Below are 26,398 nucleotides of genomic sequence, written 5' to 3' on the forward strand. Positions count from 1 at the left end.
TTATGCAAGAATTCCACCCCCTAGCCCCATTTGCCCCACCCAATGCCAAAGTGCTGATGCTTGGCAGTTTTCCGCCACCGCCTAATCGCTGGGCGATGAATTTTTATTATCCCAATTTAAATAATGACATGTGGCGGATTATGGGCTTGGTGTTTTTTGATGATGAAGATTATTTTATTGACGGTAAACGATTTAAAGAGACGCTTTTAAAAGACTTTTTAAACAAACAAGGCATTGCCATTTATGACACCGCCAAAATCGTCATTCGTGAAAACAACAATGCATCCGATAAATTTTTAACCATTATCCAAAAATCCGACATCAAAGGCTTGTTAGCTACCTTACCCGAGTGCAATCATATCATCACCACAGGCGAAAAGGCGAGTGAGATTTTATTGTCCGATTTTGATATTAAAATACCCAAAGTTGGGCAATCGGTAAATTTAACATTTAACAATAAAATTGTTACTCTACACCGTCTGCCGTCATCATCACGGGCGTATCCATTAGCCCTTGATAAAAAGGCACAGTTTTATAGGGCGGTGTTTGAGAAATTAGATTTATAAATATGATTGTATAACCACCATACACAGCATAACCACCAACCAATAGGAGTTTTTATGAAATTATCCAACCCTACGCTATTCCACGAACACGCACTCATCAATAACACATGGCAATCCGCCAAATCCGCCAACACCATAGACGTGTTTAACCCCTTTAATGATAAAAAAATCGGCACCATTCCTGATTTGTCCGCCGATGAGGTGGCAGAAGCCATCGGTTTTGCCGATGACGCCCAAACATCATGGGCGAGCCTAACCGCCAATGAACGAGCGGTTATTTTGCACCGTTGGGCGGATTTGATTGATGAACATCGTGAAGACCTAGCCATCATCATGACCACAGAGCAGGGCAAGCCCTTAAAAGAGTCTCGTGGGGAGATTGGCTATGCCAACAGTTTTATCCGCTTTTTTGCCGATGAAGCCAAACGAGCATATGGGGACGTGATACCCAGCCCGAACGCCAACCTACGCTATGTGGTGCTAAAACAGCCTGTGGGCGTGTGTGCCAGTATTACGCCGTGGAACTTTCCGTTAGCAATGATTACCCGTAAAGTCGCCCCCGCCCTAGCTTCAGGGTGCGTGATGATTGTCAAGCCAGATAGCCAAACGCCCTTTTCCGCCCTTGCCTTGGGCGAGCTTGCCATTCAAGCAGGCATTCCTAAGGGTGTTTTGCAAATCGTGACAGGGCAAGCGGACGTTATCGGGGGTGTACTCACGTCCGATGAGCGTATCAAAAAACTCTCCTTTACAGGCTCTACTCGGGTCGGTAAACTGCTCATGGAGCAATGTGCCAGCACGGTCAAAAAGCTCTCCTTGGAGCTTGGCGGTAACGCTCCTTTTATCGTGTTTGACGATGCCGACATCGATAAGGCGGTCAAGGGGGCGATAGCGTCCAAATATCGCAACGCAGGGCAAACGTGCGTGTGTGCCAACCGCATCTATGTTCACCAAACGATAAAAGATGAGTTCATCGCCAAATTTACCAAAGAAGTTGGTGACTTACATGTTGGCGACGGACTGTCAGATGACACGGACATCGGCTGTCTTATCAATGACACCGCCGTGCAAAAAACCCAAAAACTACTCCAAGATGCCCTAGATAAAGGAGCGACACTCATCACAGGGGGCAAGTCCCATCCCACACACGCACGCTGTTTTTTACCAACGGTCATCACGGACATCACGGACGATATGGACATCGCTCACGAAGAGATTTTTGCTCCGATTGCTCCGGTTTTTGTGTTTGATGATGAAACCGAAGTCATTCGCCACGCCAATAACACCCCCTATGGTTTGGCATCCTATTTTTACACCCGAAGCCACGCACGAGCATGGCGAGTAAGTGAAGCCTTAGAATACGGCATGGTCGCCCAAAATACAGGGTTGCTCTCTACCGAAGTCGCTCCGTTTGGCGGGGTTAAGCAGTCAGGGTTTGGGCGTGAAGGCTCAAAATATGGCTTGGATGAATATCTCACCACAAAATACTGGTGCATGGACGTGAGCTGATTAAATATCATACAACCAAATCCCTAAAAATATTGATTTTTGGGGATTTTGCTTTATCTGATATTTTTACAAAAACCGCCATTGCATTACGATGGCGGTTTGGTATTTTAACCTTACTGGTTAATCACGTCCACCCCCTTAGGCGGGGTAAAGCTAAACTGACTGGCAGGAATGCTTTTATTAATATTAATGTTACTAAAACGAATCGACGTGGTCTGTCCGATACTGTCATTTAGCACCATCATCACAGGCTTACCGCCATTAAAACTGATGGACAAATCTCTAAAATTAGCCGAGCTTGATTTGGGTTTTAGGACATAGTAGTTTTTGCCTTTGCTTGGCTGACTGACGGTAAAATTGCGTGTGATTTGATTGGGGTCGCCTGACAATAACAAGGCAGGTGCATCCCCAACTTGGTTATTTACCGACTGCTTGGTAACTTGTTGCAAGTCCTTATCGTATACCCACATGGTACTGCCATTTGCCACGATGAGCTGTTCTGATGGTGATTTGGTATCCCAGCGGAATTTGTTGCCACGCTCTAGTGCCATGCTACCGCTAAAACTTTGGCTTTTACCACTCGCTTTGGTCGTTTGTGAGAAATTGGCAGTCATTGATTTGGTGTTTTTAAGCAGGTGATTTAAATTGGTCACTGCCGTGTCATTGGCATGAGCGGTCAACGCCGTCATGGGAAGTAACGTCAATACCAATGTGCTTAGGGCGATTTTTGTATTCATAATAACTCCAAATCATAAAATGGTTGGTTTTAATGCCTTGTGCCACTTTTTATGACTTTTTAAAAACTGATTCAAAAACTAATTAAAATTGATTATCCTAAAAAATCATTAATCAGTCATTAAACAGCCATTAAAAGCTCTTAAAAAGTCATCAATGCAATTTAAGGCACTCTTAGAAAGTGGAGTCATTGTGCCATGTTTTTATGTTGCAATCTAGCCTAGTTTTGCAAAAATTTGGGGGTAATGTTGCATTTATGTGGCTAGGGCGTGTCAAACATTGATAATCATGCCGTAATTTTATCAATATTGGCTTGTTTTTATCATTTTTATCAAAACTTTTGCCATGTTACCAAAACCATCGGTCAAATCAAATGCAGGCAATCACTCACTTTTACATGATTTTAAATAATGTTAAATGAATGCCAATCAGGAATATTCATTGAAATTTCACCCAAATACTGGTAACATAAGCCCCCATTTTAATCATTTTAAAAAGACGGTGTTTTATGTATCTTAATCACAACCACACCTTACGCCCCATTCATCTGCGTTTGACGGGCGAGATTGTGGAACATTTGGAAAAAGTCAAGGGCGAGCATGGCTTTGAGTGTATTCAACCACTCATTCGCTTTTATATCCGTCAAGGGCTTGACCGTGATAATTCCGAATACTCTCTTAGTGATGATGTTGCCTTTATTAACGAACTCAAAGAACAAGGCGTCAGCGAGCAGTTAATAGAAAAAGCCTTGGAAAATGTCTGCAAAAAAGTTGACCAATAACTTTAATCAGCTTTAATCAGCCATCATAAGCAGTTGAATAAACGGTTGTTTTTTGGCGATTAATTGTTGCTTATTTGTTACAATAATTTTGTTGTTTTAAACAAGAAATCATGGTAATATTTCATAGAATACAAATGTATTTTAAAAATACCTGTATCGCCCAATATTTATCTGCTTATGGAGTATTGATGATGAAGTTAAAATCATTATTTATCGCCTTGATTGCGACCAGTGCCATCGGTTTTTCTACCAACGTTTCTGCCAAAGTAGGTCCTGCCTATAACGGCGGTGGCTTATACGGATATGCTTGCACTCACCAAACCAATGGTAATGTACTGCTCCGCTCAGGCCCTGGTCAGAATTATAAAGTTCTAGCCCGCATGCCTAACGGCAGTGATGTTAGTATTATTGGCGAACGCAACTCTAATGGCTGGGTGTGGTACAAAGTTAAATTCGGTCGCAGTGTCGGCTGGGCTCGCTCAGATTATATTTGCAGTTAATCCATGATGTTTAAAAGACGAGCGATGCATTTTTTGCATTGCTCGTTTTGTAATTTAGTTAATAAATTTCTTCACCTAGGTATTTTTAAAAAATCCACAACAATCCACTTAGTAATGGTAATCTAATAATGACTGATTTAGGTAATTTTATGAAAAAACGCACAAGAGATTTATTGATTGGTGCAGGGCTTTTGGGGGTTGGCACGGTTGGTGCGATTGCGATGTTTACAAACAACCAATCAGGCTCGGGGTATATCGCAAGCCCAAGCAAAAACACCGTCCACGTCATCAGCCAGCCCACCAACCCCACCGCGATTGCCGACCAAAGTGGGCGGTCTTATACAGGGTACAACCAAAACCAACCGACCCATCATCAGCACCAGTCACCACAAGCGATGAACCAAGGTCCTGCCTATCAAGTAGAGCAAGGCAATTTTAACACGCCAACACCCCAATATGATACCAATGCCATAGGCTCGATATGCGCCCCCGAAGCCCTAAAAGTGGGTATCAAGCATTTTAGATATGCCGATGCCGACCCTAGCGACCTTGTGCCTAGTGGCTATGGCAGTGACCCGAAATTTAAGATTCATCGTGCCGCCAAACCTGCCTTACAAGAGATGATTAAGGCGGCTCGTGCTGACGGGGTTACGCTAACCCCTGGCTCTATCTTACGCACGTCAAGCCGTCAAGCCCAAATCGTTGCCAATAAGAAAAAACAAGGACAAAGTGCCAAGCAAATCTATCATACATCCTCACACCCTGGTTACTCCGAACATCATACAGGGCTTGCGGTGGACTTCTCACCGATTGACCACAGCTTTGCCAAAACAGCAGGATATCGCTGGTTACAACAGCATGCTCATGAGTACGGTTTTTACCAAACCTTTACTCCTGACTATTCTAGATACAGTGGCGTTTCTGAAGAGTCGTGGCACTGGCGTTTTGAAGGCAAAAACAAAGAATTCTCTTATGTCTTTGCCGATAGTATCAATCGTCGCTGTTAATGGTTTGTTAAATGTATAAAAATAAAGCAGTTTTGGGACTGCTTTATTTTTTATTTTTACCCAAGTGTTTACATTTGACAACACTTTATTTATAATACAATTAAGACAAATATCATGAAACACCATCCCAATAAAGAAATCAGCGATGCCATTGCATATGCATTAGAACACGGTTGGCATGTCATCGCCAGTGGCAAATCATCTCATGCTTATTGTCGATTGCGATGCAACTTCGGGCATGGCGAACACCAAATAAGCATTTGGAGTACACCCAAAAACCCACAAAATCATGCCAAACAAATCATCCGCAAAGTCAATGAATGCCAAGGAGAAAACAATGAACACCTACCACTTTAATATCATCATTAGGGACGCAAACAGCCAAGATAGCGCATTAGAAGACAGACTGTTTGAAGCAGGTTGTGATGACGCCCTAGTCTGCCGTTTGGATGAACTTGTTTATTTGGAGTTTGACCGAGCCAGCGACAGTGCCAAAACAGCCATCGCCAGTGCCTTTGATGATTTACATAAAGCAGGGTTTCATGACTTGATTTTACAAGAAAAAGGGGTGTCAAGCCTAAGTGAAATGGCAAAACGCCTTGGCGTGTCACGCATGACATTAAGTCATTATGCCAATGGTACCCGTGGCATGGGTAACTTTCCTAAACCTGTGGCAGGAGTATTGTCAGGCTCTGTGCTATACGCTTGGCATGAAGTGGCAGACTGGCTATACCAACAGAATAAAATTAGCCAACCTGATTATGATGTGGCAAAAGTAGCAGGGGCTTTTTAGCCTATTGTAACGCTTAGACATGGCACTTCAAGGCTGTCCTGCCGTCCACTCTATCACTTCATCTAGCACATCATGGGCGTGGGTGTTATTACCTGCTCCATCGGCATTAATGATGGCGACCACCACATACATCTTGCCTGATTGCCCCATGACATAACCTGCAATGCTTGCCACGTTGTTTAGTCTGCCAGTCTTAATAAAAGCGCGTTCTATCGCAGGGCTATGGGGACGGCGTTTGGCAAAGGTTGTCATCGTGCCTGTCCGCCCCACAATCGGCAAAGACGCTTTAAATGTCTCAAATGTCGGCTTGGTCTGACTAAATGCCAGAAGCTCGCCCAACGCCCTAGGGGCAACCACACAATCTCGGCACAGTCCTGACGCTCGGCTCATGATGGGGGCAGGCGTGGTAAGATGTTGTTGCCACCATGTATTTATCAGGGCAAAACTTTTGGGGAAATCACTGGTTTTTTGACCCATCATCAGGGGCAAAGACAGAGCCACTTGCTCGGTCATGACGTTATTGGAGTATTGGTTAATCTGATATACCTGCTCAGATAAAGGTTTGGACGCAAAGGACAGCAAAGGCGATAACGTTCGCCCCACCCCATCATAAGGCTGTCGCAACCTAACCTGCCCAACAAAGTCCTTATCAAGGGCTTGCCATGCACCTTTGACCGCTTTGGTAATAAACACTTTGCTGTCAGCAAAGGTCAGCCACTCACTCGCCTGCCCACAGCCCACACCCACTTGCCCTGTAATGGTCAAAGTATCGGCAGATAAGCCAAATTTTGGCTTGGTGCGACATGACCGGATATCGCCCTGTATCATGGTTGGTGCGTGAAAATCTGCCAATTTTGGCAATACCTGTACCGCAACCGCACCATCTGTCGGACTAAACTGCACTGTCTCTGGCGACTGCCCAAATTGCCAATTTCCCGATGGTATCATACTTACTTCAAGCGTACCAAAATTTATCAAAAAGGCATTGGGCTGAGCGTTATAGGCTCGCAGTCCCTGTCCGTCAAAAGCATTAACATCTTGGGCAACATTGACAAAGCCAGTATTATCCACAATGATGTCGCCCTTAATGTGACGCACGCCCCGAGCTGTCAGCTGTGAAAACATGGCACTAAGGCGGTCATGAGTCAGTGATGGGTCGCCACTGCCTTTGATGATAAGATTCCCATATAAAGTATCGCCAACCACCACGCCATCGGTGTATAGCCGTGTCTGCCAACGATAATCCGCCCCCATCATATCTAAAGCGATGGCAGTCGTAATGAGCTTTTGGGTGGACGCTGGGGTGCGTGTTGTATCCGCCAGATGACTGATGAGCGGTGCCGACCCATCGTTTGCCATCACCCAAATACTGATGTCATCGCTTGATAATCCGCTTTTGCTAAGCTTATCACTGATGGCAGATGGCAGGCTGGTTGATGTCTGTAAGTTGGCAGGAGTAGCAGGCTGTGTATTGGCAAATGCAGGTAACGCACAAAGCACGCTAAGACTTAGCGTGCTGATGATAAGTGAATAAGACATGGTCATGCGTGGATTAAGCAAAATACTTGTCCAACCCCTCTTGGATACCACTACTAATCACACCCTTAAACGGCTTTGCCAAAAAGTTCAAATCCGCCTCAAAGATGACCTTATCACTGTCCAAAAACGCACGTCCGTCCACGCCTGCCTTAGTGATGTTTACGGTGTCGCTGTCCGCTCCTTCTTGGTAGGTCGCCTCAAAATCAAACTCTTGTTTTGCCTCTTCTAGCCATGCTTTGGCTTTGGTGCGAGCAGTGGCAAGGTCAAAGTTATGACGTTTTTCAATACGTAAATCAGACATGATATTCTCTTTTTTAAATAATAAATACTAAATGGTAAATGACAAGTTAAGTTTTTGGCAAGGTGACGCCCGTTTGCCCTTGATATTTACCGCCCCTATCTTTATAGGAAGTTTCGCAGACTTCATCAGACTGGAAAAACAGCATTTGAGCCACGCCTTCGCCAGCATAGATACGGGCAGGCAGGTTGGTGGTGTTACTAAATTCTAAGGTAACATGCCCTTCCCACTCAGGTTCTAAGGGCGTGACATTGACGATAATGCCACAGCGAGCATAGGTGGATTTGCCCAGACAAATGGTCAGCACATCACGGGGGATTTTAAAATACTCCACCGTGCGAGCTAGGGCAAATGAGTTGGGCGGAATGATACACTCATCGCCAACAATATCAATAAAACTTTTCTCATCAAAGTTCTTAGGGTCCACGATGGCAGAATGCACGTTAGTAAATACCTTAAACTCATTAGCACAGCGGACATCATAGCCATAGCTTGACGTGCCGTAGCTTACGATTTTCTCGCCATCGCTGTTATGGCGGACTTGACCAGGCTCAAACGGGGCAATCATCTCATGTTCGGTCGCCATTTGGCGAATCCAGCGGTCTGACTTAATTGACATGTTATTCTCTTATGATACAGGATAGAGCATTATAGCAAAATTCTTGGCTTTTTTAAACACATGAAAAAACCGCCAAATGACGGCTTTTCTATCACGCCCCTAGCCCATCATTCATGATAATAGTCGTTTAACTTAGCAAACACCACAAAAAGCAAACCATAACACACCACGCTGGTCACGAACAATATCAGCAAATTGGTCAAAGTTCGCTCGTTATTGATGATGTTTGACAGAAAACCAAATGCCGACACATTGCCCCAAAACAGGTAGTTTATGAGTAACTGTATGACAAAACCCACCGCACAAACCCCGTGCGTGATGGCGGTTGCCTTTGTGGAATGAATGACAATAAAATAAACACCAATGGCAAATATGATAAGATAGACAATAAACGACACTAAATAAATCATGGAAATACTCCTACCAATCCATTTTTATGGGTGCAATAAAACCCTACAAACATTAAGGTTTTTATTTTAAAACAATTATCAATCTCATGTCAAGACAAAATCATCATTCTTGATAATAATCATAAGCTTTGATGAGCATCACAAACAATGCCGAATAGCAAAAGATACTGATAAGGCACAGCACCATCAAATTAAAGGCACTGCGGTCATGGTCAAGATGAGCCAGCGACTCAAGCACCCCCAAATGCCCAAGCCCAACATAATTAATCAAAATCTGTGCACAAAAACCGATAAACACCAAAATGCCCACCCACCGCTCGGCACGGTCTGGCATTTTTTTTGATGAACGCCATGCCAAGGGCAAAAATCAGTGCATACCACACCACCGATACTGCATAAATCATGGGAATCTCCCCGTGTAAACACAAATTGATTTAAAATGAATGATTTATATGTATCGCCATCGTAACACAATTTTTGAGTTTTGATTGTGGGTATTTTTTAAACAGTTGTTTGCCCATGGCATTCTCCCGACCTTTATAACACCATTTGCAATTTAGAAATATTTTACAAATAAATCAACCACTTTTGCATGAAAAATAGATTGGTTTTTCAGGCTTTACCAATCCCACCATTATTTTGGCTAAAATCTCACAAAAATCAATTCCTTATCCAAAATTTTCCCCATTTTGCCAAAAAAGTCCTGCTAAGACACAAAAATTATGCTAAAATGGCACGCCATCAAACACATGATATAGTGATTTTATTTTAAAATAACACCATATTTAGATAACAAGACCCAGCTTTCCCTTTATTTATAAAAATCAATCATCAGAGAGTATCATGCAGTATTCTATCTTTCCCCAAACCAAAAACGACCCCCTAAAAGAACCCATGTTTTTTGGGCAAGCGGTGAACGTCTCTCGCTATGACCAACAGCGTCATCCTGTGTTTGAACAACTCATTGAAAAACAGTTGTCGTTTTTTTGGCGACCCGAAGAGATAGATGTCAGCCGTGATAGGATTGATTTTGGTGAATTATCCGCCCCTGCTCAGCACATTTTTTTGTCTAACCTAAAATACCAAACCTTGCTTGATAGCATTCAAGGACGTAGCCCTAATGCGGTGCTATTGCCCATTGTGTCTTTGCCAGAGCTTGAGACATGGATTGAGACGTGGTCATTTAGTGAGACCATTCATAGCCGTAGTTATACGCATATCATTCGCAACATCGTCAATGATCCGAGCGTGATTTTTGATGACATTATGGATAACGAGCATATCCTTGCCCGTGCCAAAGACATCGCCGTGTATTATGATGATTTGTATAAAGCCAGTCAGCTGTATAACCTGACAGGCAAAGGTGATTTGCGTGAGCTTAAAAAGAAGCTGTACCTATGTATCGTAGCGGTCAATGTCCTAGAAGCCATTCGTTTTTATGTGTCGTTTGCTTGCTCATTTGCCTTTGCCGAAAATAAGGTTATGGAAGGTAACGCCAAAATCATCAAGATGATTGCCCGTGATGAAGCCTTACACCTAAACGGCACACAGCATATCATCAATCTCATGCGACACGGTCAAGATGACCCCGAGATGGTCGAGATTGCCAAAGAATGCCAAGATGAAGCGATTGAGATTTTCCGTGTCGCCGCCGAACAAGAAAAAGACTGGGCAAGCTATCTATTCAAAGACGGCTCCATCATCGGACTAAACCGTGATATCCTGTGCCAGTATGTTGAGTATATCACCAACACCCGCATGTTGGCGATTGGTCTGCCTGCCATTTTTGACACCAAATCCAACCCCATTCCTTGGATAAATGCGTGGCTATCATCGGACAACGTGCAAGTCGCCCCCCAAGAAACCGAAATCACCACTTATCTGGTCGGTCAGATTGACAGTGATTTGGACGGGGTGGATTTGGACGATTTTGAACTCTAATCACAAAAGTATCAATCATGCCGTGGATTTTTACAGACGAAATGCGGTTTTATCTGCATGAAGGCGAGAGCTTGCTTGATGGTATGTTACGCACCGAACATAAAGACGTGCGTTATATGTGTCGTCAGGGCTTTTGTGGGGCGTGCAAAATGCGTGTCAAAGGAGCAACAGACGCCCCCAAAGCCAAACAAACCCCACTGGCACACCTAAATGATGATGAAGTGCTGGCGTGCTGTTGTATGCCGACAGGGACGATGGTGGTCAGCTATGATACGGACAAACCAAACAAATCATGGCAACATCAGCGTACAGATGGGGCTTGGCATTTACAAAAAACATCTATCATCAGCCGTCAGATTTTTTATAAAATAGACGGGTGATGTGATTATGTGCTTTTGCTTAAGGCGTACCTACCTTTTGTATTTGCAATGAAAAATGCCTGTTTAAAAAAGCAGGGGAATCGCTCGTTTTTCAAGGAAAAATGCAGGCTGTGAGTTTTCTATCAGGCAAATTTTTGACTTCAAGCCACAAGATTTAGCCATTTTTCATGCAAAAACATTATTTTCTTTCTATAAACACCCTAAAATGTAAATTGTGTTATAAAGGTTCAAAACGCCCTATGACCCTAACCCGTTTTCCCATCAATAAAAAAACCTTGCTCATCGGTGTCATTGCCCTTAGTCTGACGGTGGGCGGTATTGTTTTATGGGGCAGTCTGTCGGGAAATCTATCTCGAAACCAAAAGTCCGCCAAAGACTCTGTTAATACCGAATCGTCAGCAGACGTGGCAAGCATGGTTGTCGCCCCTGCCACGGCAAGTGTGGACAGCTCTGACAGCCAAACTCATACAGAGACAACGCAAGCGGTGAGTTATGTCGCCTTGGCTGATGCCACGCTTGATGTCGCCCAAAAACAAGACATCGCACGCCAAATCAAGAACTTAGAACACACAGGCAGTACATCGGGTGGTGTATTAACCCATAAGTTCAAATCCGCCACACATGCCAAAATGTCTTATTGCTTTGGGCGAAAACAGCCCCTTGCCTTTGAAATGGTAAAAATCAAAGATGCTTTGCCGTTAGGCTTTGTGCTGACAGGGCGAGCGTATGAAGGGGTGCTTGGCGAGACGGGTTTTGATGGGGTGTACCGCCTATTTGAACACCCTAGCACCAAAGCACGCCTTGAAATCACCGAAACCCACATTCATCCCGACAAGCCCTTAACACTCATCAAAAAACTGTACCGTGAAGACATGAACGGCACGCCCCTAAGGTTTGAGCAACTTATCGATAAAAAGAGTGATGTCTATTATCATGGCGAGTTCGTGGCGGGCGACCGTTATGTTAGCATGACCAGTCGTGGCATGAATCTGCCTGAGTTTATGACGGTGGTGGACATGACACTCACACAAGCCAAAGCGGTGCAAAAGCGGTTGTAATTTTGCCGTTTTCATTTACCCCCTTAACCATACTACATCTTAGCACCACAATCAAACCCGTCACGAATGGACTGTTCATGCTCATAAAGTAGGGGCAGTACTGTGCCAATAACCCACGCCTGCCGATAGCCTTGCAAGCCCCCCGATAAGGCGTGCGTGTCATCGATGGGCAGACCTTGATAGACGTGATACATAAGCTCATTAATCCAACGCCCTTTTAGTAGCAGATTGCTAGGAATGTTTAGCAGGCGAGCTTGGGCGTCGGTGGCTTCGTCTAGGGCATGGCGAAAAGGCTTGGCTTTGCTGGTATAAACGGGGATTTTGACAGGCATGTCGGCTTGGGGCAGGGCTTTGGCTTCTTTGATGACACGGATTATCTCAGCACCATAACGGCGTAGGGCGGAGCGGTTTAGGGTGGTGTGTGCCAAATCTTTCATGTTGGTCGGCAGGCTCTCAATAATCTCACGTAGCGACTGTTTACCAATGATAAAACTGCGTGGCTCATTCACTGCCCGAGCCAGTGACTCTCGCCACATGGTCAAGCCCCGCAGTACTGCCAGTTGCTGTCTGGTATAGGTCGGGGCGACATGGTCAAGATAGAGCTTATCATCGCTTAGGTGCTGAGTGTCGTAGGGCTCTTTGGCGTAGAGCGTGCTGTCTTCATTGACATAGTCCAGCACCTGCTTATCACTAAGTGCCTGCACAACCGCCTGATGTAGGGCGAGCAGATAACGCACGTCATTGACCGCGTACAGTTCTTGCTCGGGCGTGAGCGGTCTGGCAAGCCAGTTGGACTGACTCTCGCCTTTATCTAGTGCCACGCCCAGAATCTCACTGACCGCTTGGCTATAACCCACTTGCAATTTGCCAGTCAGGTACGCCACGCCAATTTGTACATCAAAGACATTGGTTAAGGGCGGATTATTGGCAAGCAAATAAAATATCCCCAAATCTTCTCCGCACGCATACCATACCATGCTCGGCACTTCGCACAGAGCTTGCCAAAACTCGGTCAAATCAAGCCGTGGGGCGTCCACAAGGTATATCCCTTTGCCGGTATTGACCTGCACCAATGCCAATATCGGATAATAAGTATCACGCTTGATAAACTCAGTATCTAACGCTACGGTATCAATGCTATCAATTTCATCAATGAGCTCATACAGCTCATCATCTGTCCGCACCCATTGGGTTGGCAAATCAAGCAGGGCATGCTGTTCATCATCGCTAAGATGAGCGTGGGGAAAGCTAAAATTGGCAGGGTTTTTTAAATCAGTCATTGTAAGTCTGTGTGTCAAAAATTCCCCTAATTTTACACCAAAATTGGGGGAATGTGTGTAATTTGATGGGTGGTTTGCTGGGTTGGCTGATTTTATGGCGTTTATTTTTGGTTTTAATATTAACAATTTGGGCGTATCATGTTAAGATAGACGGTGTGACCTTATAACTTAGCCAAAACAAAAGGAAAACGACAATGTTAATCGAATTTACCAAAATGCATGGTTTGGGCAATGACTTTATGGTGATTGACCTAGTGACACAGCGGATGAATCTGACAAGCGAGCTGGTGCGACTGCTTGCCGACCGCCATCTAGGCGTGGGCTTTGACCAACTGCTTATCGTTGAGCCACCGTCTCGCCCTGATGTGGATTTTAAATATCGTATTTTTAATGCCGATGGACAGGAAGTGGCACAGTGTGGCAATGGGGCAAGATGTTTTGCGTCCTTTGTACAGGCTCGTAAACTCTCCTTTAAACAGCGTTTGCGTGTGGAGACGGCAAGCGGAGTCATCACGCTGACCACCGACCGTTATGGTTGGGTTCAGGTGGACATGGGTAAGCCCAAATTTGAGCCTGCTGAGATTCCTTTTGCTCCCCAAGCCATCACCAAAGTGGGTAATTCCTACCGCCTAAATGTCGATGGCGAGCCTGTTCAGCTCTACCTTGCCAGCATGGGCAATCCCCATGCGGTCATTTTGGTGGATGATGTGCTGACTGCTGATGTGACACGTCTGGGCAAGCTCATTGAGAGTCATGACGCATTCCCCGAGCGGGTGAATGTCGGTTTTGTCCAAATTGTTAATCAACGTCATGTCCGCTTGCGTGTCTATGAGCGTGGTGTGGGCGAGACGCAGGCGTGTGGCACAGGTGCGTGTGCAGCGGTCGCTGTGGGCGTGCGTGAAGGTTGGATTGATGAAGGCGTTGATGTGCGAGTTCAGCTCTATGGCGGTAGCCTTGCCGTGCGTTATCAAGAGGGCTACTCGGTAATGATGACAGGCCTAACATCCTTTGTCTATGAAGGGGTGTTTAGCCCTGATGGACTGGCAGCACAGGCAGGGATTAATCTAACACCGACCGAGGATTATGACGCTTAAATCAGTTATTTGCCAAATTAAGCCCTTGCTATTGCAAGGGCTTTGTTAAGCTGGGTTTAAGCTCACACCCATCATTGGTATATCATATCTTACCCCAATCTCAACTTAAATGATAATTTATTGATTGTTCGATAATTATTTTTTGGGTTGTGGGGACAAATAGCAATTTACGCTTGGTAAATCAATTACTTGTATAGGTTTAAAAATAAGGCAAAACCCCATTTTATAGGCGGTTTACACCAAACCAAGCTCAGGCACATCCAAGCCCTGCTTGGCATAAAATGTCGCCACAAATTCATCAAACGTCTCATTTTCTAGGCTTTCACGAATGCCTTTCATAAGATTTTGATAATAGCGTAAATTATGAATGGTGTTTAGCTGGGCTGAGAGCATTTCGCCACATTTGTGCAAATGGTGCAAATAGGCACGGCTAAAATTCTGGCAGGTGTAGCAGTCGCACTCGCTATCTAATGGGTTTTTGTCATGGCGATGAACGGCATTTTTTATCTTAACCGCCCCCGTTCTGGTAAACAGATGTCCATTACGGGCGTTACGGGTCGGCATGACACAGTCAAACATATCCACGCCCCGTCTTACCGCCTCCACGATGTCGGACGGTGTCCCCACGCCCATCAGATAGCGTGGCTTATCAGACGGCATACGGTTTGGCAGATAATTTAATACTTTTATCATCTCATCCTTTGGCTCACCCACCGACAGTCCGCCAATGGCATAGCCGTCAAAGTGCATGTCGGTCAAAGCGGTCAAGGACTGCATCCGCAAATCTTCGTACATACTGCCTTGCACGATACCGAACAGAGCGTTTTTGTTGCCCAGTTTGTGATGTTCGTCAAGACAACGTTGCCCCCAACGGAGTGATAATTCAAGCGACTTTTGGGCGTCGGTGTGCGTGGTAGGATAAGGCGTACATTCGTCAAACTGCATGACGATGTCGGAGTTTAGGGAGTGTTGGATTTGCATGGAAATCTCAGGCGACAAAAACACCTTTGAGCCGTCTACAGGCGAACGAAAATGCACGCCTTCTTCGGTGATTTTTCGCATTGCCCCAAGACTAAACACCTGAAAACCGCCCGAATCGGTCAAAATCGGCTTATCCCAACCGATAAACTCATGCAATCCGCCAAACTCGTCAATCACGCTTGTCGTCGGACGTAGCCACAGATGAAAGGTGTTACCCAAAATAATGTCCGCCCCAATGGCGTGAATGTCTCGTGGGAGCATGCTCTTGACCGTTCCATACGTCCCCACAGGCATAAAGGCAGGCGTGGCGACATCGCCATGAGCTAGGTGTACCGTGCCACGACGGGCTCGGGTTTTTGTGTCGGTTTTATATAGCGTGAATTTCATATCATCATCAAATAAAAAAGTGGCGTATTATAGCAATATTTGCCAATTTTAGCAAATTAGCCATATAATTGCTCTCGTATTTCAATTAAGGTTTTTATTGCCAAATAATGCTCAGGAATTTCTGGTAAATCGCTTTGGTCAAATGCTAATTCCACGTCTTTTATTAACTCATCTGCCTTTTGTAATAAGTCATCATAATCAAATTGCCCTGATTTAATTGCCAAAAGCTCATCACGATTATCACGCTTGACAATCACTTTGCCTAATTTGGCAATATCTAAGGCGGTATATAACAGCCGAAAGGTGTGCATGATATTTTTGGCGTCATAGCCTTTGCCGTGATTGGCGGTGGATTCATAACGTTCATGATTGCGTTTTTCTACCCATTCCCAATACTCTTTATAATCTTGGCAATATTTGCTATATCCCATTTGATTAAATGACAAATAAGCAATCGGCGATATGTCTTTGGGGATAGAGCTTAATAATACATCTTGGCTATCATCATAAATAATCCCCCGATAATCGCCAACAAACATCGCATACATATGGCTGGCGTGGAGCATTTTGGATAAGCCGATTTGCGATTGGGTAAGATTATTTTTATTTAGCCAATCTATCAAATCCACGCTTTTTTGATTGTCAAATACCACACAAAATTCCAATAGGCTCTTTTTATTTTCACTCATCGGATTGACAATTTTTTTATTTAAGCCACGAGATTTTTTAATTTGGCTAAGGGCAAATCCTGCAAAGGTTTTTTGGCATAATTTTGAAATAAACCAATCAGGATTAAGTTTATCCATAATGAGGTGTTTGTATAATATCTTATCGCTTGGCGTGGCAAGCAGTTCCATGATGTTAGGATTATTTTGTAATAATAAATCCACAAACCGTTCTAGCTCATAATAGACCGCGTCATTGGTTTGGTTGCTCACCTGTGGTACATAATCATCGTGCAAACCATAATAATAAGGCTTGGGCAGATAAAACACGCCTTTAATGTCAATATCCGATGACGGTGTGTCTAATCCGTAGGCACGACTGCCTGAGATACATTCTAATAAAATCAGATTATTGGCTTTTAGGTAATCAATGGTTATCATGGGGATTCTCGTTGGTTTTATGTGATTTTTAATATAGAGGGCAAATTGCAATTTTCCCTCTACAAATGTATTTCAATCTGTCAATTTTTTAAATGTAGACTTGATAAATTTATTTAAAAACAATTTTTCTAAACAACTCATTTAATACACCAGCATCGCCTTTTTGTTTTTTATCAAAATTTAAATTCTGGGTTATTTGCCAAAGATGTTGGGTGAATATTTTCATGGATAGGGGCAGTTGATACAAATATTTTTCATCATGCGATTGTTTTAAATGGATAATATGATTTAATTCATCAATATCATCAGGATTTAATAAGCCAAACATTTCATTCATGCATACAGGGGGCATGGTTTGATGTTCTTTTATCCATAGGCTTGCAAGTAACGCACGAATCAGATAGCACCATTTTTTAAGTTTTATGGGGCGTGATATGTCTAGCTCGCCATTTGCCTTTTTTGCCATGCCTTGATAATGATGATAAACTGCTTGGGGATTAAAAAAGTCTGATTGGATATGTTTAATATCTTTGATAAATTCATCATCGCTGTGATAAATAATGGGCGAATTTAACCATTCAAAAATCACGGCATTGGATTTATGAATATGTATCAAAGTCTTTTTAATATCCCAACCGCCAATATCAAATGGCACATCAAATAACTCATGATTGATAAATTCAAAAGTGTCTTTGTCATCATAAATCTGCAAATACCAATCAGGCGTATGATGATAAATGAGCCGTACATCAAAATCACTATCAAAACTGGCAAAACCCCACGCCCGACTACCGCTCTCTATGGCGTGTAACGGCTTAATGGCGTGGACGTGGCAAGTGGCGTGTAGGGTGTGAGTGATTTGGTTGTGGTGGTCGGTGCAGGTCATGTTTTACCCCAAAAAAAATAGGTATCATTAACAAAATTATCCCAAAAATCCATTTGCCAAATATGTCAAAAACAGGTAATATGCCTTTTATTTTTATTAATAGGAAAAGTTATGAGCGACATCGCCCCCGAATTTCGCATTACCTTATCAGGTCAAATTACCCCTGCTGACGTGGCAGAGCTTGCTCGCATGGGCGTAAAAACCGTGATAAACAACCGCCCAGACTTTGAGGAAAAAGGACAGCCAACCTCTGCCGAGATTGAACAGGCATGCCAAGCTCACGGCATCGCCTATAAACAAATCGCCTTTGCAGGTGGTATGATGGACATGAACCACGTCCAAGCCTTTGCTGATTTTTTTAATGAAACCGAACGCCCATTGCATATCTTTTGCCGTACAGGCAACCGCTCAAATAACCTTTTGACGGTGGCACGAGAAAAAGACTTACTTGATGAAGAGTGATTGATGTTTATAAAAAGCAACTGTTTGGGTTGCTTTTTTATCGCCAAAAATCTACCAGATAACAATTTTTCTCAAAACCACTTGACAAACCGTCCACGATAGATTATATTCGCATGCAAATGAATACAAAATAATACAGGTGTCTGCATGCCAAATACGCCAAGTAATAGCCGAGTGCCGATAAGTGTCCGCATTAGCCAAGAAGACGCTGATTTTATTGCCAGTTTACAGATACAAGGGGCGAATACACCATCCGACAAAATCCGTGAACTACTAAGCCAAGCACGCACCTTGCATACCCAAGGGCAAGATTATGAAACCAGTCTATCGCTTGCCGAACAACAGCTTTGCACCGCTCGCCATGAGATTTTGGCACTTGAAAAGGAGCTAGGTGTACATTCGCACATTGTGGCGAGAATTTTTGAGATTTTGCCTGATTTGGTGGCAACCATGATGGCGGATTACCCCAAAACGTGCGACAAATCCGCCCTTATCAATTTTGAAAAACAGGCGATGTGGCGAGTGGTTCGCCTGATGGACAGCGTGTTACAGCTTGCCATTACGGGCAAAGGGGCGGGCTATGATGACAGCGTGCTGGACGAGCTGGATAATACGTTACAGTTGGCAAATTTGATTTATCAAAACAAACCAAAAAATGATTAAAACTGAAAAATTTGACCTTGATACACATTTTATAACCATTTATAGAAATTTTAATGAGAAAATTATTAGAAGTGTGATTACTGATTTAAATGGCATTGTTTTGCAAGATGAATTATGCGAATATGATACATCGGGCAATAAAATTTGCGACTGTGTTTATGATAATTCACAAACATTGGTGGCGTATCGTGAATATTATTCCGAGCAAGATTATTTTGGTTATCGTGATTATAAACTTATCAATGGTAAATTTGAACTTTTATTAAGCACAAAACAAGAGTAGCTTATTGCGGATAAAAAACACAAATTTACTTGGTATGATAATCAAGGTCAATTTATATGTTATGATTTATTTGAATATGATGACGATATTGGCGACATGATTTGGCAATTTTGTTATGATAAAGATGATAACATGATTAAGCCAAAATATTTGGAGTAATATTGTGATTATTATTTAAAATTTATTTAATTCTCAAATTAAAAGGAGTAGTTATGAGCGAAACCCTATCCTACCGTGTCGGTCGCCTAGTCAGTGGCGGATTTCATGCCATGCTAGACAAAGCCGAAGACCTAGCCCCCATGCTTGCCTTTAACGAAAACTTGCGTGAGCTTGACAAAGCCATTGATGAAGTGCGTGGCGAGCTTGGCAAAGTTGTTGCCCAAAAGCACCTAGCCAGCAAAAAATTAAATGACGAAAACACCCGCCATGAGAGCCTAAACGACAGTATCATGACGGCGGTCAATGTGGGGCGAGACGATTTAGCACAGGTAGGTATTGCCGAGCAAATGGACATTGAGGCACGCATTCCTGTGCTTGAAAACACCATTGCCGAATGCAATGATAAAGAAAAAGAATTGGAAGGATTTATTATTGCCCTGCAAGCCAAACGCCGTGAGATAAGCCTAGCCATTGAGCAATATCAGCAGACCGTAGCGACAAGCGGTGCAAATGGGCAGACGGTTGGTGCAAGCAGTCTTGATAAAATCGCCCAACGAGCCGACAAAGCATCCAATGCTTTTGACCGCACCATGAGCCGTCAAACAGGCATGGCACATAATACAAATGGCAATGGCAACGCCCAAAGTCTAAAAGAGCTTGAAGAGCTTACCAGAAATAACCGCATTGCTGAACGGCTCGCACAATTAAAAATGAAATAGGGTTTGTTTTTTTAAATGAATATTTGTTGGGGTAAATTTATATTGCCTTATGGTAAATTTAATCATTGGGCGAATATAATTCTTTCCTACACCTAAATTTTAAAATCAATGTTTATTTAAATCCAAACCTGTTTTTATTTAACTATTTTTTATTTAATCATTCCATTAAAAATTGCCAATAAATTTTATAAGGATAATCATGCTTGATTTAATTTTTGCACCCCAAAACTTTATATTCGGTGTGGCAATTACGCTGATGTTTTTGTTATTTATCCTGGAAATTGTGGCATTGATGATTGGTGGGGCAAATGATTGGGTGGATGGCTTATTACCCGATGAATTAAATGCCCACGCCGAAGTCGGTGTAGATGTGGCGGACGCTGGTATTGCCGTGCGGTTTTTAAGCTGGCTATATGTGGGCAAAGTGCCCGTGTTAATGCTCCTTGTGTTATTTTTGGCGATTTTTGGGTTATTAGGATTTTTTATTCAGGGCATATTGTTTAATCTGGCAGGGTTTTATTTACCAAGCCTGATTGCAATTATTGTGGTTTGGGTGTTGTCATTGCCCACATTAAGAGTTTTTGCCAAAGGCTTATATAAAATACTACCCAAAGATGAAACTACCGCCATTAATCAAAGCGAGCTTGTGGGGCGAATTGGCACGGTTGTCATAGGCAAGGCAACAAAAGACACCCCCGCCCAAATCAAAGTTAAAGACACGCACGGGCAAACGCATTATATAATGGCTTATGCCGATGACGAAGATTTAATACAGGGCGAAACGGTGTTACTGGTCTTACAAAAAGAAATGTATTTTGTGGCAATTAAAAATATGAATGGAGTTTTGGTGGATTGACAGTTGTTGTGTGGCTTGTTAGAATGTAATTACAATTTTGTCATTATAATTTTATTATTATAATTTTGTAATTACAAAAATAGGAGTAAAATCAATGATTTTTGAATGGGACGACAACAAAAATCGGACAAACAAGCAAAAGCACGGTGTCAGCTTTGAGAGTGCAAGCCGTATTTTTCTTGACCCATTTTTGATTGTTACAGAAGACACAAGTTCTGATGAAGTGCGGTGGCTTGGTGTGGGTAGTGTAGATGGCGTGGTGATTTTACTCGTTGTACACACCCATACTGATACAGACGGTACAGAAATCATTCGCATTATCTCAGCACGCAAACTTAGCAGAGGAGAAATAGAACGCTATGGCTATTGTTAGAAAAACCTTAGACGATATCAAACACACACCCATTGATAAAGATGAATTGGCACAACTGCAATCAATGAGCGATGATAGCATTAACTACGATGATATTCCGCCATTAACTGACGTTCAAATTGCCAATTTGCGTTTGTACAAGCCCATTAAGCAACAAATCACATTAAGGCTTGACAGCGACATTGTGGCGTGGCTTAAAAAAGACGGCAAGGGTTATCAAACTCGTGCTAATCAATTATTAAGACAGTTAATGTTGAAAGAATTAACCACATAAGGAACCCCTATGAACCTAATCTCAATTCTTATTACCGCAGGGGTTATTTTAACCGCCCTATTTGTGCTTGGCTTGATTTTGACTCGCCTATATCGCCGTGCCAGCAAGGAAGTGTCCTTTGTGCGAACGGGTTTTGGCGGCGAAAAAGTGATTGTAAACGGCGGTGCGATTGTCCTGCCTGTCTTGCACGAGGTGATTCCTGTCAATATGAACACGCTACGCCTTGAAGTACGCCGTGCGTCCGAGCAGGCTCTCATCACCAAAGACCGCATGCGTGTGGACGTAACCGCCGAGTTTTATGTACGTGTCAAACCAACCGCCGAATCCATTGCCACAGCTGCCCAGACGCTGGGTATGAAAACCATGTCGCCACAGGATTTAAAGGACTTGGTAGAGGGTAAATTTGTGGATAGTCTGCGTGCCGTTGCCGCTGAAATGGCAATGGAAGAGCTACACGAAAAGCGGGTGGATTTTGTGCAAAAAGTTCAGCAGGTCGTGTCAGAAGATTTATTTAAAAACGGCTTGGAGCTTGAAACAGTGTCCTTGACAGGGCTTGACCAGACGGGATTTGAGTATTTTAACCCCCAAAACGCCTTTGATGCGGAGGGTTTGACACGCCTGACCGAGACCATTGAGATTCGCCGTAAAAAGCGAAACGACATTGAGCAAGACACCGATTTGGCGATTAAAACCAAAAACTTAGAAGCTGAACGTACTCGCCTACAAATCTTGCGTGAAGAAGAATACGCCAAGCTAGAACAAGAGCGTGAGATTGAGATTCGTAAAGCCGAGCAAGAGCGTGAGATTGCCGTTCGCCGTGCCGAGCAAACGGCTGAGACTGCCAGTCAAGAGGCGAGCAAACAGCGTGAAGCCGAAGAAGCCCAAATTGCCGCCAAGCGTGAAGTGGATTTGAAAAAAATCCTAGCCGAGCGAGACATTGAAAACGAAAAAATCCAAAAAGAGCAACGCATTGAGCAAGCCGAAGTAGAACGTAAAAAGGCGATTGAGCTTGCCGAGCAAGACCGTGCCATTGCCGTTGCCGAAAAATCCCGTGCCGAGAGTGAAGCCAAAGCCCAAGCCGACAAGGCACGAGCAGCAGCAGTCAAAGAAGAAGAAAGCGTGATTACCGTGCGTGAGACCGAGCGAGCCGAGCGAGCCAAGGCGGTGGAGCTTATCTCAGCGACCGAGCTTGCCCAAAAAGATGCGATTGCCATTACGGTTGCCGCCGAAGCTCAAAAACAAGCGTCCCTAGACCAAGCCGAAGCGGTGCGTATCAGTGCCGAAGCCGAAGCGGAGAAATTACGCCTGCAAGCCAAAGGGGAGGCGGAGGCTCAAATTCTGCTTGCCGAAGCCAAAGAGCGTCAATATCAGGTGGATGCTGACGGAACAAAAGCGGTCAATGAAGCGTCTAACGTGCTGTCAAGTGAGCAGATTGAAATGCAAATTCGCCTTGCCCTGCTCAAACACTTGCCCGAGATTATCCGTGAAAGTGTCAAACCCATGGAGAACATTGATGACATTAAGATTTTGCAAGTGGGTGGTTTGGGCGGTTTTGGGGTAAGTGGCGAGACGGTTGATACCACAGCAAATGCCAGCCTTGCCGACCAAATGGTCAATTCTGCCCTGCGGTATCGTAGCCAAGCCCCGCTTGTGGACAATCTACTAAAAGAGATTGGGCTAAATGGGGCGGATATTAACGGGCTGACAAACGGACTCGATAAAGGCGTGAATAAAGACTAACTTAAAATGGCAAAACCCACAATGGTAAGTGTGGGTTTTTCATTTAACGCACAATTTTATCAATAATACGCCTTGCAATTTTCCATAAATAACTACGAATGCGTGGCTTGATATAATACTGAATCATACGTTTTAATTCACGTTTGATAAAATTATCTCTATTTGACATGATATTTCTCCTTTGGTTAATAAGGATATCATTGATTTGTCATTCGTTGCAAATTTCTAATATCATCGGGGCTTAGTTTTAATTCACTTTCACTACTTGGCGTGGATTCAATAACCGTTTCAGGAACAAAGCGAATTTGTAATTTAATCGTGCGATTTTTAAAGGTATCATCAGCGATTTTTTGAATGGCTTTTTCTAATTCATAAACTTGAGCTTGGCTTGGTGGCTCGGTACCTTGAATGACCGCTCGCAAGACATGCACTTTTTGTTCTTTGTTAATGCTTGATGATACCAAATAATTGGCTTGGTGCTCTATACTTTTTTCAATTAAAGCATTGCTTTGGCGTTCAAAATTTTGTTCATTTAAAGTATGGCTAAAATTAAATGACAAATACCCACCAATCACCACCAACGCCATTAACACGGCAAAATTTCTTTTTAAAAATTGCCCAAGTTGCCCCAATTTGCCCACGTCATCATCATTGAGCGTTCTGCGAAAACCAAACAGCCACAATACCAACGCATTGGTAAATTGAATGGCAAGCATGTTGGTAATGGCAAGCAACAACGCCCCCATTGCCAACGAAAAATGCCCTGCCGACAGCAAAATCCCGCTTGCCGTCAAAGGCGGAACAAGGGCTGTCGCCACCGCCACGCCAACCACCGCCACCGATAGGTTGGGCGAGACCATGGCATATGCCCCTGCTGTACCGCCTGCCAATGCCACCACCAAATCCATGGTCGTGGGCGATGTGCGTGCCAAAATCTCGCCCGTCATCACATGGTCAGGGTACAAAAAGCCCAGCACCATGCCAATGGCAAAAATCAGCAAAATCCCACCGATTAAGGTTTGGAGCGAAGTTTTGAGCAAGGATAGCCGTGCATCAATCACCGCCAACGCCATACTGGTAATGGGCGAGAGCATCATCGCCACAAGCATCGCCCCGATGACCACCGCAGGCGAGTTGGCAAGCAGTCCATAGCCTGCAATTACCGCCGATAAGCCATTCATAATAAAGAACATTTTGGTCGGTAATGCCCCTGCTTCTATGCTGATTCGCACGTTTTTGTGATTGATGGTTTTTTCGCCATGCTTTTTGGCGATAAGCGTACGAACAATATCGGCTTGCTGTTGTTCGATTTTGTCTAATTCTTTTTCGGTTTTTGAACTATTGTTTTTTAATTCGCTATTTTTTAAATCATCTGTTTTGTGAGTTTCTTTTTTATTTGTTTTATTATTTGAAACAGCAGTTTCAATTTCATCATTTGATTTTAAATTAGTTTTGATTTTATCAGCGTTTGTAATTTTGTCTTCATCATTTTTTATATCAATTTTTTTATCTTCTGATTTATCGGTTTCTTTTTCTTTGTCATAATCTTTGGCATTAGCATTGTCGGACAATTCATCATTGACTGTTTTGACAAGCTCATCAAGCTCATCGTCGTCAATGCCTTGTTTTTTAAGTTCTTCAAGTTCGTCTTGACTAAATTCAACGTCATCGCTTTGGGTGTCTTTATTGTCGCTCATAAAAAACCTTATTTATGAATGAGAAATAGAGCAAATTGCAATTCGCCCCCACATTGGAAAATTTTTAAAATGTCAAAATTAACCTTTATCCAAAATCATCGCATCGCCATAACTAAAAAAGCGGTATTTCTTATCAATGGCATGAGCATAAGCGTTTTTGATATTATCCGTCCCTGCAAAGGCAGATACGAGCATGAGCAGGGTGGATTTTGGCAAATGAAAATTGGTAATCAGCCTATCCACCACGCCAAATTCATAAGGCGGATAAATAAAAATCTGCGTATCGCCACTAAACTCGGCAAGCTGTCCGTCCACACGGTGCAAATGGGCAGTTTCAAGCGTGCGAGTTACGGTCGTCCCCACGGCGATGACTTGTCCGCCTTGTGCCTTGGTGGCATTGATTTTGTCAGCAGTCGCCTGTGGCAGGTGGGCGTATTCAGCGTGCATGATGTGGTCAGTCAAATCGTCCGCCTTGACAGGGGCGAACGTACCTGCCCCCACGTGCAAGGTTACAAAGGCAATCTCTACCCCTCTATTGGCAAGCTTTTGCAAAGTTTCATCATCAAAATGCAAACTGGCGGTGGGAGCGGCAACGCTTGCCTGCTTGGCAGGGTCATGAAACACCGTCTGATAACGGGTGTCGTCCGTATCGTCTGCCGTGCGTTCAAAATAAGGCGGAATCGGCATTTGTCCATAACGCTCCAAATCCGCCAAAATCGGTGCATCAAATTGCAAGACAAACAAATTTTCCGCCCGTCCGCACATCGTTGCCGTCATGCTCTCATCTGCCAGACTCACCGTTTGCCCCACCTTTAACGCACGGCTAGAGCGTACATGACAATAGGCGATGTGATTGTCGTGGTCGGTAATGCGTTCTATCAACACTTCCACCGCTCCGCCTGTGTCCTTGACCCCAAATAGACGGGCTTTCATGACTTTGGTGTCGTTCAAAACAAGTAAATCGCCTTTGTTTAACAAATCAGGCAAATCGCTAAAATTTAGGTCGGCAAGCGTGTCGCCTTGCACGTGTAGCAAGCGAGAGCCAGACCGTACGGCAAGCGGATAACGAGCGATGAGTTCATCAGGCAAATGGTAGTCAAAATCGGCGGTGAGTAGGGGTGTGTTCATGATGTGGCTGTGTTACAATAAAAATGACTTATTTTATCAAAAAGCCCAGCGATTTGCTTGTATTTCTCATGTTTGCAAACTGGTATTTCTCATTCCTAAACTAAGCCTTTTGGCTAAATTGCAAAGTGCTCAAAAAAGGCGTATCATATAACCATTATTTTTAATGAATGTTTTACC

General features: G+C 43.6%; 32 protein-coding genes. 19 read left to right on the forward strand and 13 right to left on the reverse strand.

The features are described 5' to 3' along the window. Positions 1–2: 2 nt before the first annotated feature. Positions 3–566 (forward strand): uracil-DNA glycosylase family protein, encoded by a 564-nt coding sequence (locus LP107_RS08705; RefSeq protein ID WP_112742131.1) that lies wholly within the window; start codon positions 3–5, stop codon positions 564–566. Between the two features lie 54 nt (positions 567–620). Beyond that, entirely contained in the window at positions 621–2,072 is a 1,452-nt protein-coding gene (locus LP107_RS08710; protein ID WP_078273449.1) for an NAD-dependent succinate-semialdehyde dehydrogenase, read from the forward strand. Positions 2,073–2,185: 113 nt separating this feature from the next. On the opposite strand, the gene lolA is transcribed toward LP107_RS08710, so the two are convergent. Further along, a complete protein-coding gene (gene lolA / locus LP107_RS08715; protein ID WP_078273450.1) occupies positions 2,186–2,809 on the reverse strand; it encodes an outer membrane lipoprotein periplasmic chaperone LolA in 624 nt (207 codons plus the stop codon). Between the two features lie 506 nt (positions 2,810–3,315). Between lolA and LP107_RS08720 the strand changes: the two genes are divergently transcribed. The 5 genes from LP107_RS08720 to LP107_RS08740 all read left to right on the forward strand — a co-directional run bounded on the left by LP107_RS08720 (position 3,316) and on the right by LP107_RS08740 (position 5,888). Then, on the forward strand, positions 3,316–3,588 hold the full coding sequence (locus tag LP107_RS08720; protein WP_062498883.1) for a hypothetical protein: 273 nt from the start codon (positions 3,316–3,318) through the stop codon (positions 3,586–3,588). Between the two features lie 134 nt (positions 3,589–3,722). After that, the gene (locus tag LP107_RS08725; RefSeq protein ID WP_158079601.1) at positions 3,723–4,088 is read left to right on the forward strand and encodes an SH3 domain-containing protein; all 366 of its coding nucleotides are present in this window, start codon (positions 3,723–3,725) and stop codon (positions 4,086–4,088) included. A gap of 149 nt (positions 4,089–4,237) precedes the next feature. Next, on the forward strand, positions 4,238–5,095 hold the full coding sequence (locus LP107_RS08730) for a M15 family metallopeptidase (RefSeq protein WP_158079602.1): 858 nt from the start codon (positions 4,238–4,240) through the stop codon (positions 5,093–5,095). Between the two features lie 114 nt (positions 5,096–5,209). Then, the gene (locus LP107_RS08735) at positions 5,210–5,452 is read left to right on the forward strand and encodes a hypothetical protein (RefSeq protein WP_078273453.1); all 243 of its coding nucleotides are present in this window, start codon (positions 5,210–5,212) and stop codon (positions 5,450–5,452) included. Beyond that, positions 5,433–5,888 carry a helix-turn-helix transcriptional regulator gene (locus LP107_RS08740; RefSeq protein ID WP_078273454.1) on the forward strand — a complete coding sequence of 152 codons (456 nt, stop codon included), beginning with the start codon at positions 5,433–5,435 and terminating at the stop codon, positions 5,886–5,888. The genes LP107_RS08735 and LP107_RS08740 overlap by 20 nt, the downstream gene beginning before the upstream one ends. A gap of 27 nt (positions 5,889–5,915) precedes the next feature. Here LP107_RS08740 and dacB read toward each other — a convergent pair whose 3' ends face one another. The 5 genes from dacB to LP107_RS08765 all read right to left on the reverse strand — a co-directional run bounded on the left by dacB (position 5,916) and on the right by LP107_RS08765 (position 9,088). Next, complete coding sequence (dacB, locus tag LP107_RS08745; RefSeq protein WP_162860371.1) at positions 5,916–7,427, reverse strand: D-alanyl-D-alanine carboxypeptidase/D-alanyl-D-alanine endopeptidase; 1,512 nt, start codon at positions 7,425–7,427, stop codon at positions 5,916–5,918. Positions 7,428–7,440: 13 nt separating this feature from the next. After that, on the reverse strand, positions 7,441–7,728 hold the full coding sequence (locus tag LP107_RS08750) for a polyhydroxyalkanoic acid system family protein (protein WP_029102255.1): 288 nt from the start codon (positions 7,726–7,728) through the stop codon (positions 7,441–7,443). 46 nt (positions 7,729–7,774) lie between these two features. Beyond that, positions 7,775–8,344 (reverse strand): dCTP deaminase, encoded by a 570-nt coding sequence (dcd, locus tag LP107_RS08755; RefSeq protein WP_078273456.1) that lies wholly within the window; start codon positions 8,342–8,344, stop codon positions 7,775–7,777. Positions 8,345–8,451: 107 nt separating this feature from the next. After that, positions 8,452–8,754, reverse strand: a complete 303-nt coding sequence (locus LP107_RS08760) for a hypothetical protein (RefSeq protein ID WP_112742129.1) — start codon at positions 8,752–8,754, stop codon at positions 8,452–8,454. Positions 8,755–8,857: 103 nt separating this feature from the next. Next, the gene (locus LP107_RS08765; RefSeq protein WP_112742128.1) at positions 8,858–9,088 is read right to left on the reverse strand and encodes a hypothetical protein; all 231 of its coding nucleotides are present in this window, start codon (positions 9,086–9,088) and stop codon (positions 8,858–8,860) included. Between the two features lie 509 nt (positions 9,089–9,597). Here LP107_RS08765 and nrdB point away from each other — a divergent pair. From nrdB to LP107_RS08780, 3 genes are all read left to right on the forward strand, one after another. Next, the gene (gene nrdB / locus LP107_RS08770) at positions 9,598–10,695 is read left to right on the forward strand and encodes a class Ia ribonucleoside-diphosphate reductase subunit beta (protein ID WP_112742127.1); all 1,098 of its coding nucleotides are present in this window, start codon (positions 9,598–9,600) and stop codon (positions 10,693–10,695) included. A gap of 17 nt (positions 10,696–10,712) precedes the next feature. Beyond that, positions 10,713–11,075 carry a 2Fe-2S iron-sulfur cluster-binding protein gene (locus tag LP107_RS08775; protein ID WP_112742126.1) on the forward strand — a complete coding sequence of 121 codons (363 nt, stop codon included), beginning with the start codon at positions 10,713–10,715 and terminating at the stop codon, positions 11,073–11,075. Between the two features lie 239 nt (positions 11,076–11,314). Further along, the gene (locus LP107_RS08780) at positions 11,315–12,133 is read left to right on the forward strand and encodes a hypothetical protein (protein ID WP_162860370.1); all 819 of its coding nucleotides are present in this window, start codon (positions 11,315–11,317) and stop codon (positions 12,131–12,133) included. Between the two features lie 32 nt (positions 12,134–12,165). On the opposite strand, the gene LP107_RS08785 is transcribed toward LP107_RS08780, so the two are convergent. Next, a complete protein-coding gene (locus LP107_RS08785; protein ID WP_112742124.1) occupies positions 12,166–13,413 on the reverse strand; it encodes a ribonuclease D in 1,248 nt (415 codons plus the stop codon). Between the two features lie 194 nt (positions 13,414–13,607). On the opposite strand from LP107_RS08785, the gene dapF reads away from it, so the two are divergent. Continuing rightward, complete coding sequence (dapF, locus tag LP107_RS08790) at positions 13,608–14,507, forward strand: diaminopimelate epimerase (protein WP_112742123.1); 900 nt, start codon at positions 13,608–13,610, stop codon at positions 14,505–14,507. Positions 14,508–14,741: 234 nt separating this feature from the next. Here the strand turns inward: dapF and tgt are convergent, their stop codons facing one another. From tgt to LP107_RS08805, 3 genes are all read right to left on the reverse strand, one after another. Then, positions 14,742–15,875, reverse strand: a complete 1,134-nt coding sequence (tgt, locus tag LP107_RS08795) for a tRNA guanosine(34) transglycosylase Tgt (RefSeq protein ID WP_112742122.1) — start codon at positions 15,873–15,875, stop codon at positions 14,742–14,744. Positions 15,876–15,931: 56 nt separating this feature from the next. Next, complete coding sequence (locus tag LP107_RS08800) at positions 15,932–16,981, reverse strand: DNA polymerase beta superfamily protein (protein WP_112742121.1); 1,050 nt, start codon at positions 16,979–16,981, stop codon at positions 15,932–15,934. Positions 16,982–17,090: 109 nt separating this feature from the next. Then, the gene (locus LP107_RS08805) at positions 17,091–17,867 is read right to left on the reverse strand and encodes a nucleotidyltransferase domain-containing protein (protein WP_264676230.1); all 777 of its coding nucleotides are present in this window, start codon (positions 17,865–17,867) and stop codon (positions 17,091–17,093) included. 111 nt (positions 17,868–17,978) lie between these two features. Here LP107_RS08805 and LP107_RS08810 point away from each other — a divergent pair, with 111 nt between their 5' ends. The 8 genes from LP107_RS08810 to LP107_RS08845 all read left to right on the forward strand — a co-directional run bounded on the left by LP107_RS08810 (position 17,979) and on the right by LP107_RS08845 (position 23,396). Next, positions 17,979–18,329: a protein tyrosine phosphatase family protein gene (locus LP107_RS08810; protein ID WP_078273468.1), complete on the forward strand. Its 351-nt coding sequence runs from the start codon at positions 17,979–17,981 to the stop codon at positions 18,327–18,329. A 147-nt stretch (positions 18,330–18,476) separates the two neighbouring features. After that, complete coding sequence (locus tag LP107_RS08815) at positions 18,477–18,992, forward strand: hypothetical protein (protein ID WP_115369660.1); 516 nt, start codon at positions 18,477–18,479, stop codon at positions 18,990–18,992. Then, entirely contained in the window at positions 18,985–19,275 is a 291-nt protein-coding gene (locus tag LP107_RS08820; RefSeq protein ID WP_264676229.1) for a hypothetical protein, read from the forward strand. The genes LP107_RS08815 and LP107_RS08820 overlap by 8 nt, the downstream gene beginning before the upstream one ends. Before the next feature lie 212 nt (positions 19,276–19,487). Beyond that, entirely contained in the window at positions 19,488–20,153 is a 666-nt protein-coding gene (locus LP107_RS08825) for a PspA/IM30 family protein (RefSeq protein WP_078273471.1), read from the forward strand. Positions 20,154–20,352: 199 nt separating this feature from the next. Continuing rightward, a complete protein-coding gene (locus LP107_RS08830; RefSeq protein ID WP_078273472.1) occupies positions 20,353–21,009 on the forward strand; it encodes a YqiJ family protein in 657 nt (218 codons plus the stop codon). A gap of 94 nt (positions 21,010–21,103) precedes the next feature. Beyond that, positions 21,104–21,382, forward strand: coding sequence for a BrnT family toxin (locus LP107_RS08835; protein ID WP_029102268.1), 279 nt, complete (start codon positions 21,104–21,106; stop codon positions 21,380–21,382). Further along, entirely contained in the window at positions 21,369–21,656 is a 288-nt protein-coding gene (locus LP107_RS08840) for a BrnA antitoxin family protein (protein ID WP_078273473.1), read from the forward strand. The genes LP107_RS08835 and LP107_RS08840 overlap by 14 nt, the downstream gene beginning before the upstream one ends. 9 nt (positions 21,657–21,665) lie before the next feature. Then, the gene (locus tag LP107_RS08845) at positions 21,666–23,396 is read left to right on the forward strand and encodes a flotillin domain-containing protein (RefSeq protein ID WP_078273474.1); all 1,731 of its coding nucleotides are present in this window, start codon (positions 21,666–21,668) and stop codon (positions 23,394–23,396) included. A gap of 43 nt (positions 23,397–23,439) precedes the next feature. On the opposite strand, the gene LP107_RS08850 is transcribed toward LP107_RS08845, so the two are convergent. The 3 genes from LP107_RS08850 to queA all read right to left on the reverse strand — a co-directional run bounded on the left by LP107_RS08850 (position 23,440) and on the right by queA (position 26,221). Beyond that, positions 23,440–23,565, reverse strand: a complete 126-nt coding sequence (locus tag LP107_RS08850) for a hypothetical protein (RefSeq protein WP_264676709.1) — start codon at positions 23,563–23,565, stop codon at positions 23,440–23,442. A gap of 28 nt (positions 23,566–23,593) precedes the next feature. Beyond that, a complete protein-coding gene (locus LP107_RS08855; protein ID WP_112742120.1) occupies positions 23,594–25,093 on the reverse strand; it encodes a DUF389 domain-containing protein in 1,500 nt (499 codons plus the stop codon). 78 nt (positions 25,094–25,171) lie between these two features. Continuing rightward, positions 25,172–26,221 carry a tRNA preQ1(34) S-adenosylmethionine ribosyltransferase-isomerase QueA gene (gene queA, locus LP107_RS08860; protein ID WP_264676228.1) on the reverse strand — a complete coding sequence of 350 codons (1,050 nt, stop codon included), beginning with the start codon at positions 26,219–26,221 and terminating at the stop codon, positions 25,172–25,174. Positions 26,222–26,398: the final 177 nt, after the last annotated feature.

Origin of the sequence: Moraxella bovis (assembly GCF_025985205.1) — a bacterium.
GTDB lineage: Bacteria > Pseudomonadota > Gammaproteobacteria > Pseudomonadales > Moraxellaceae > Moraxella > Moraxella bovis.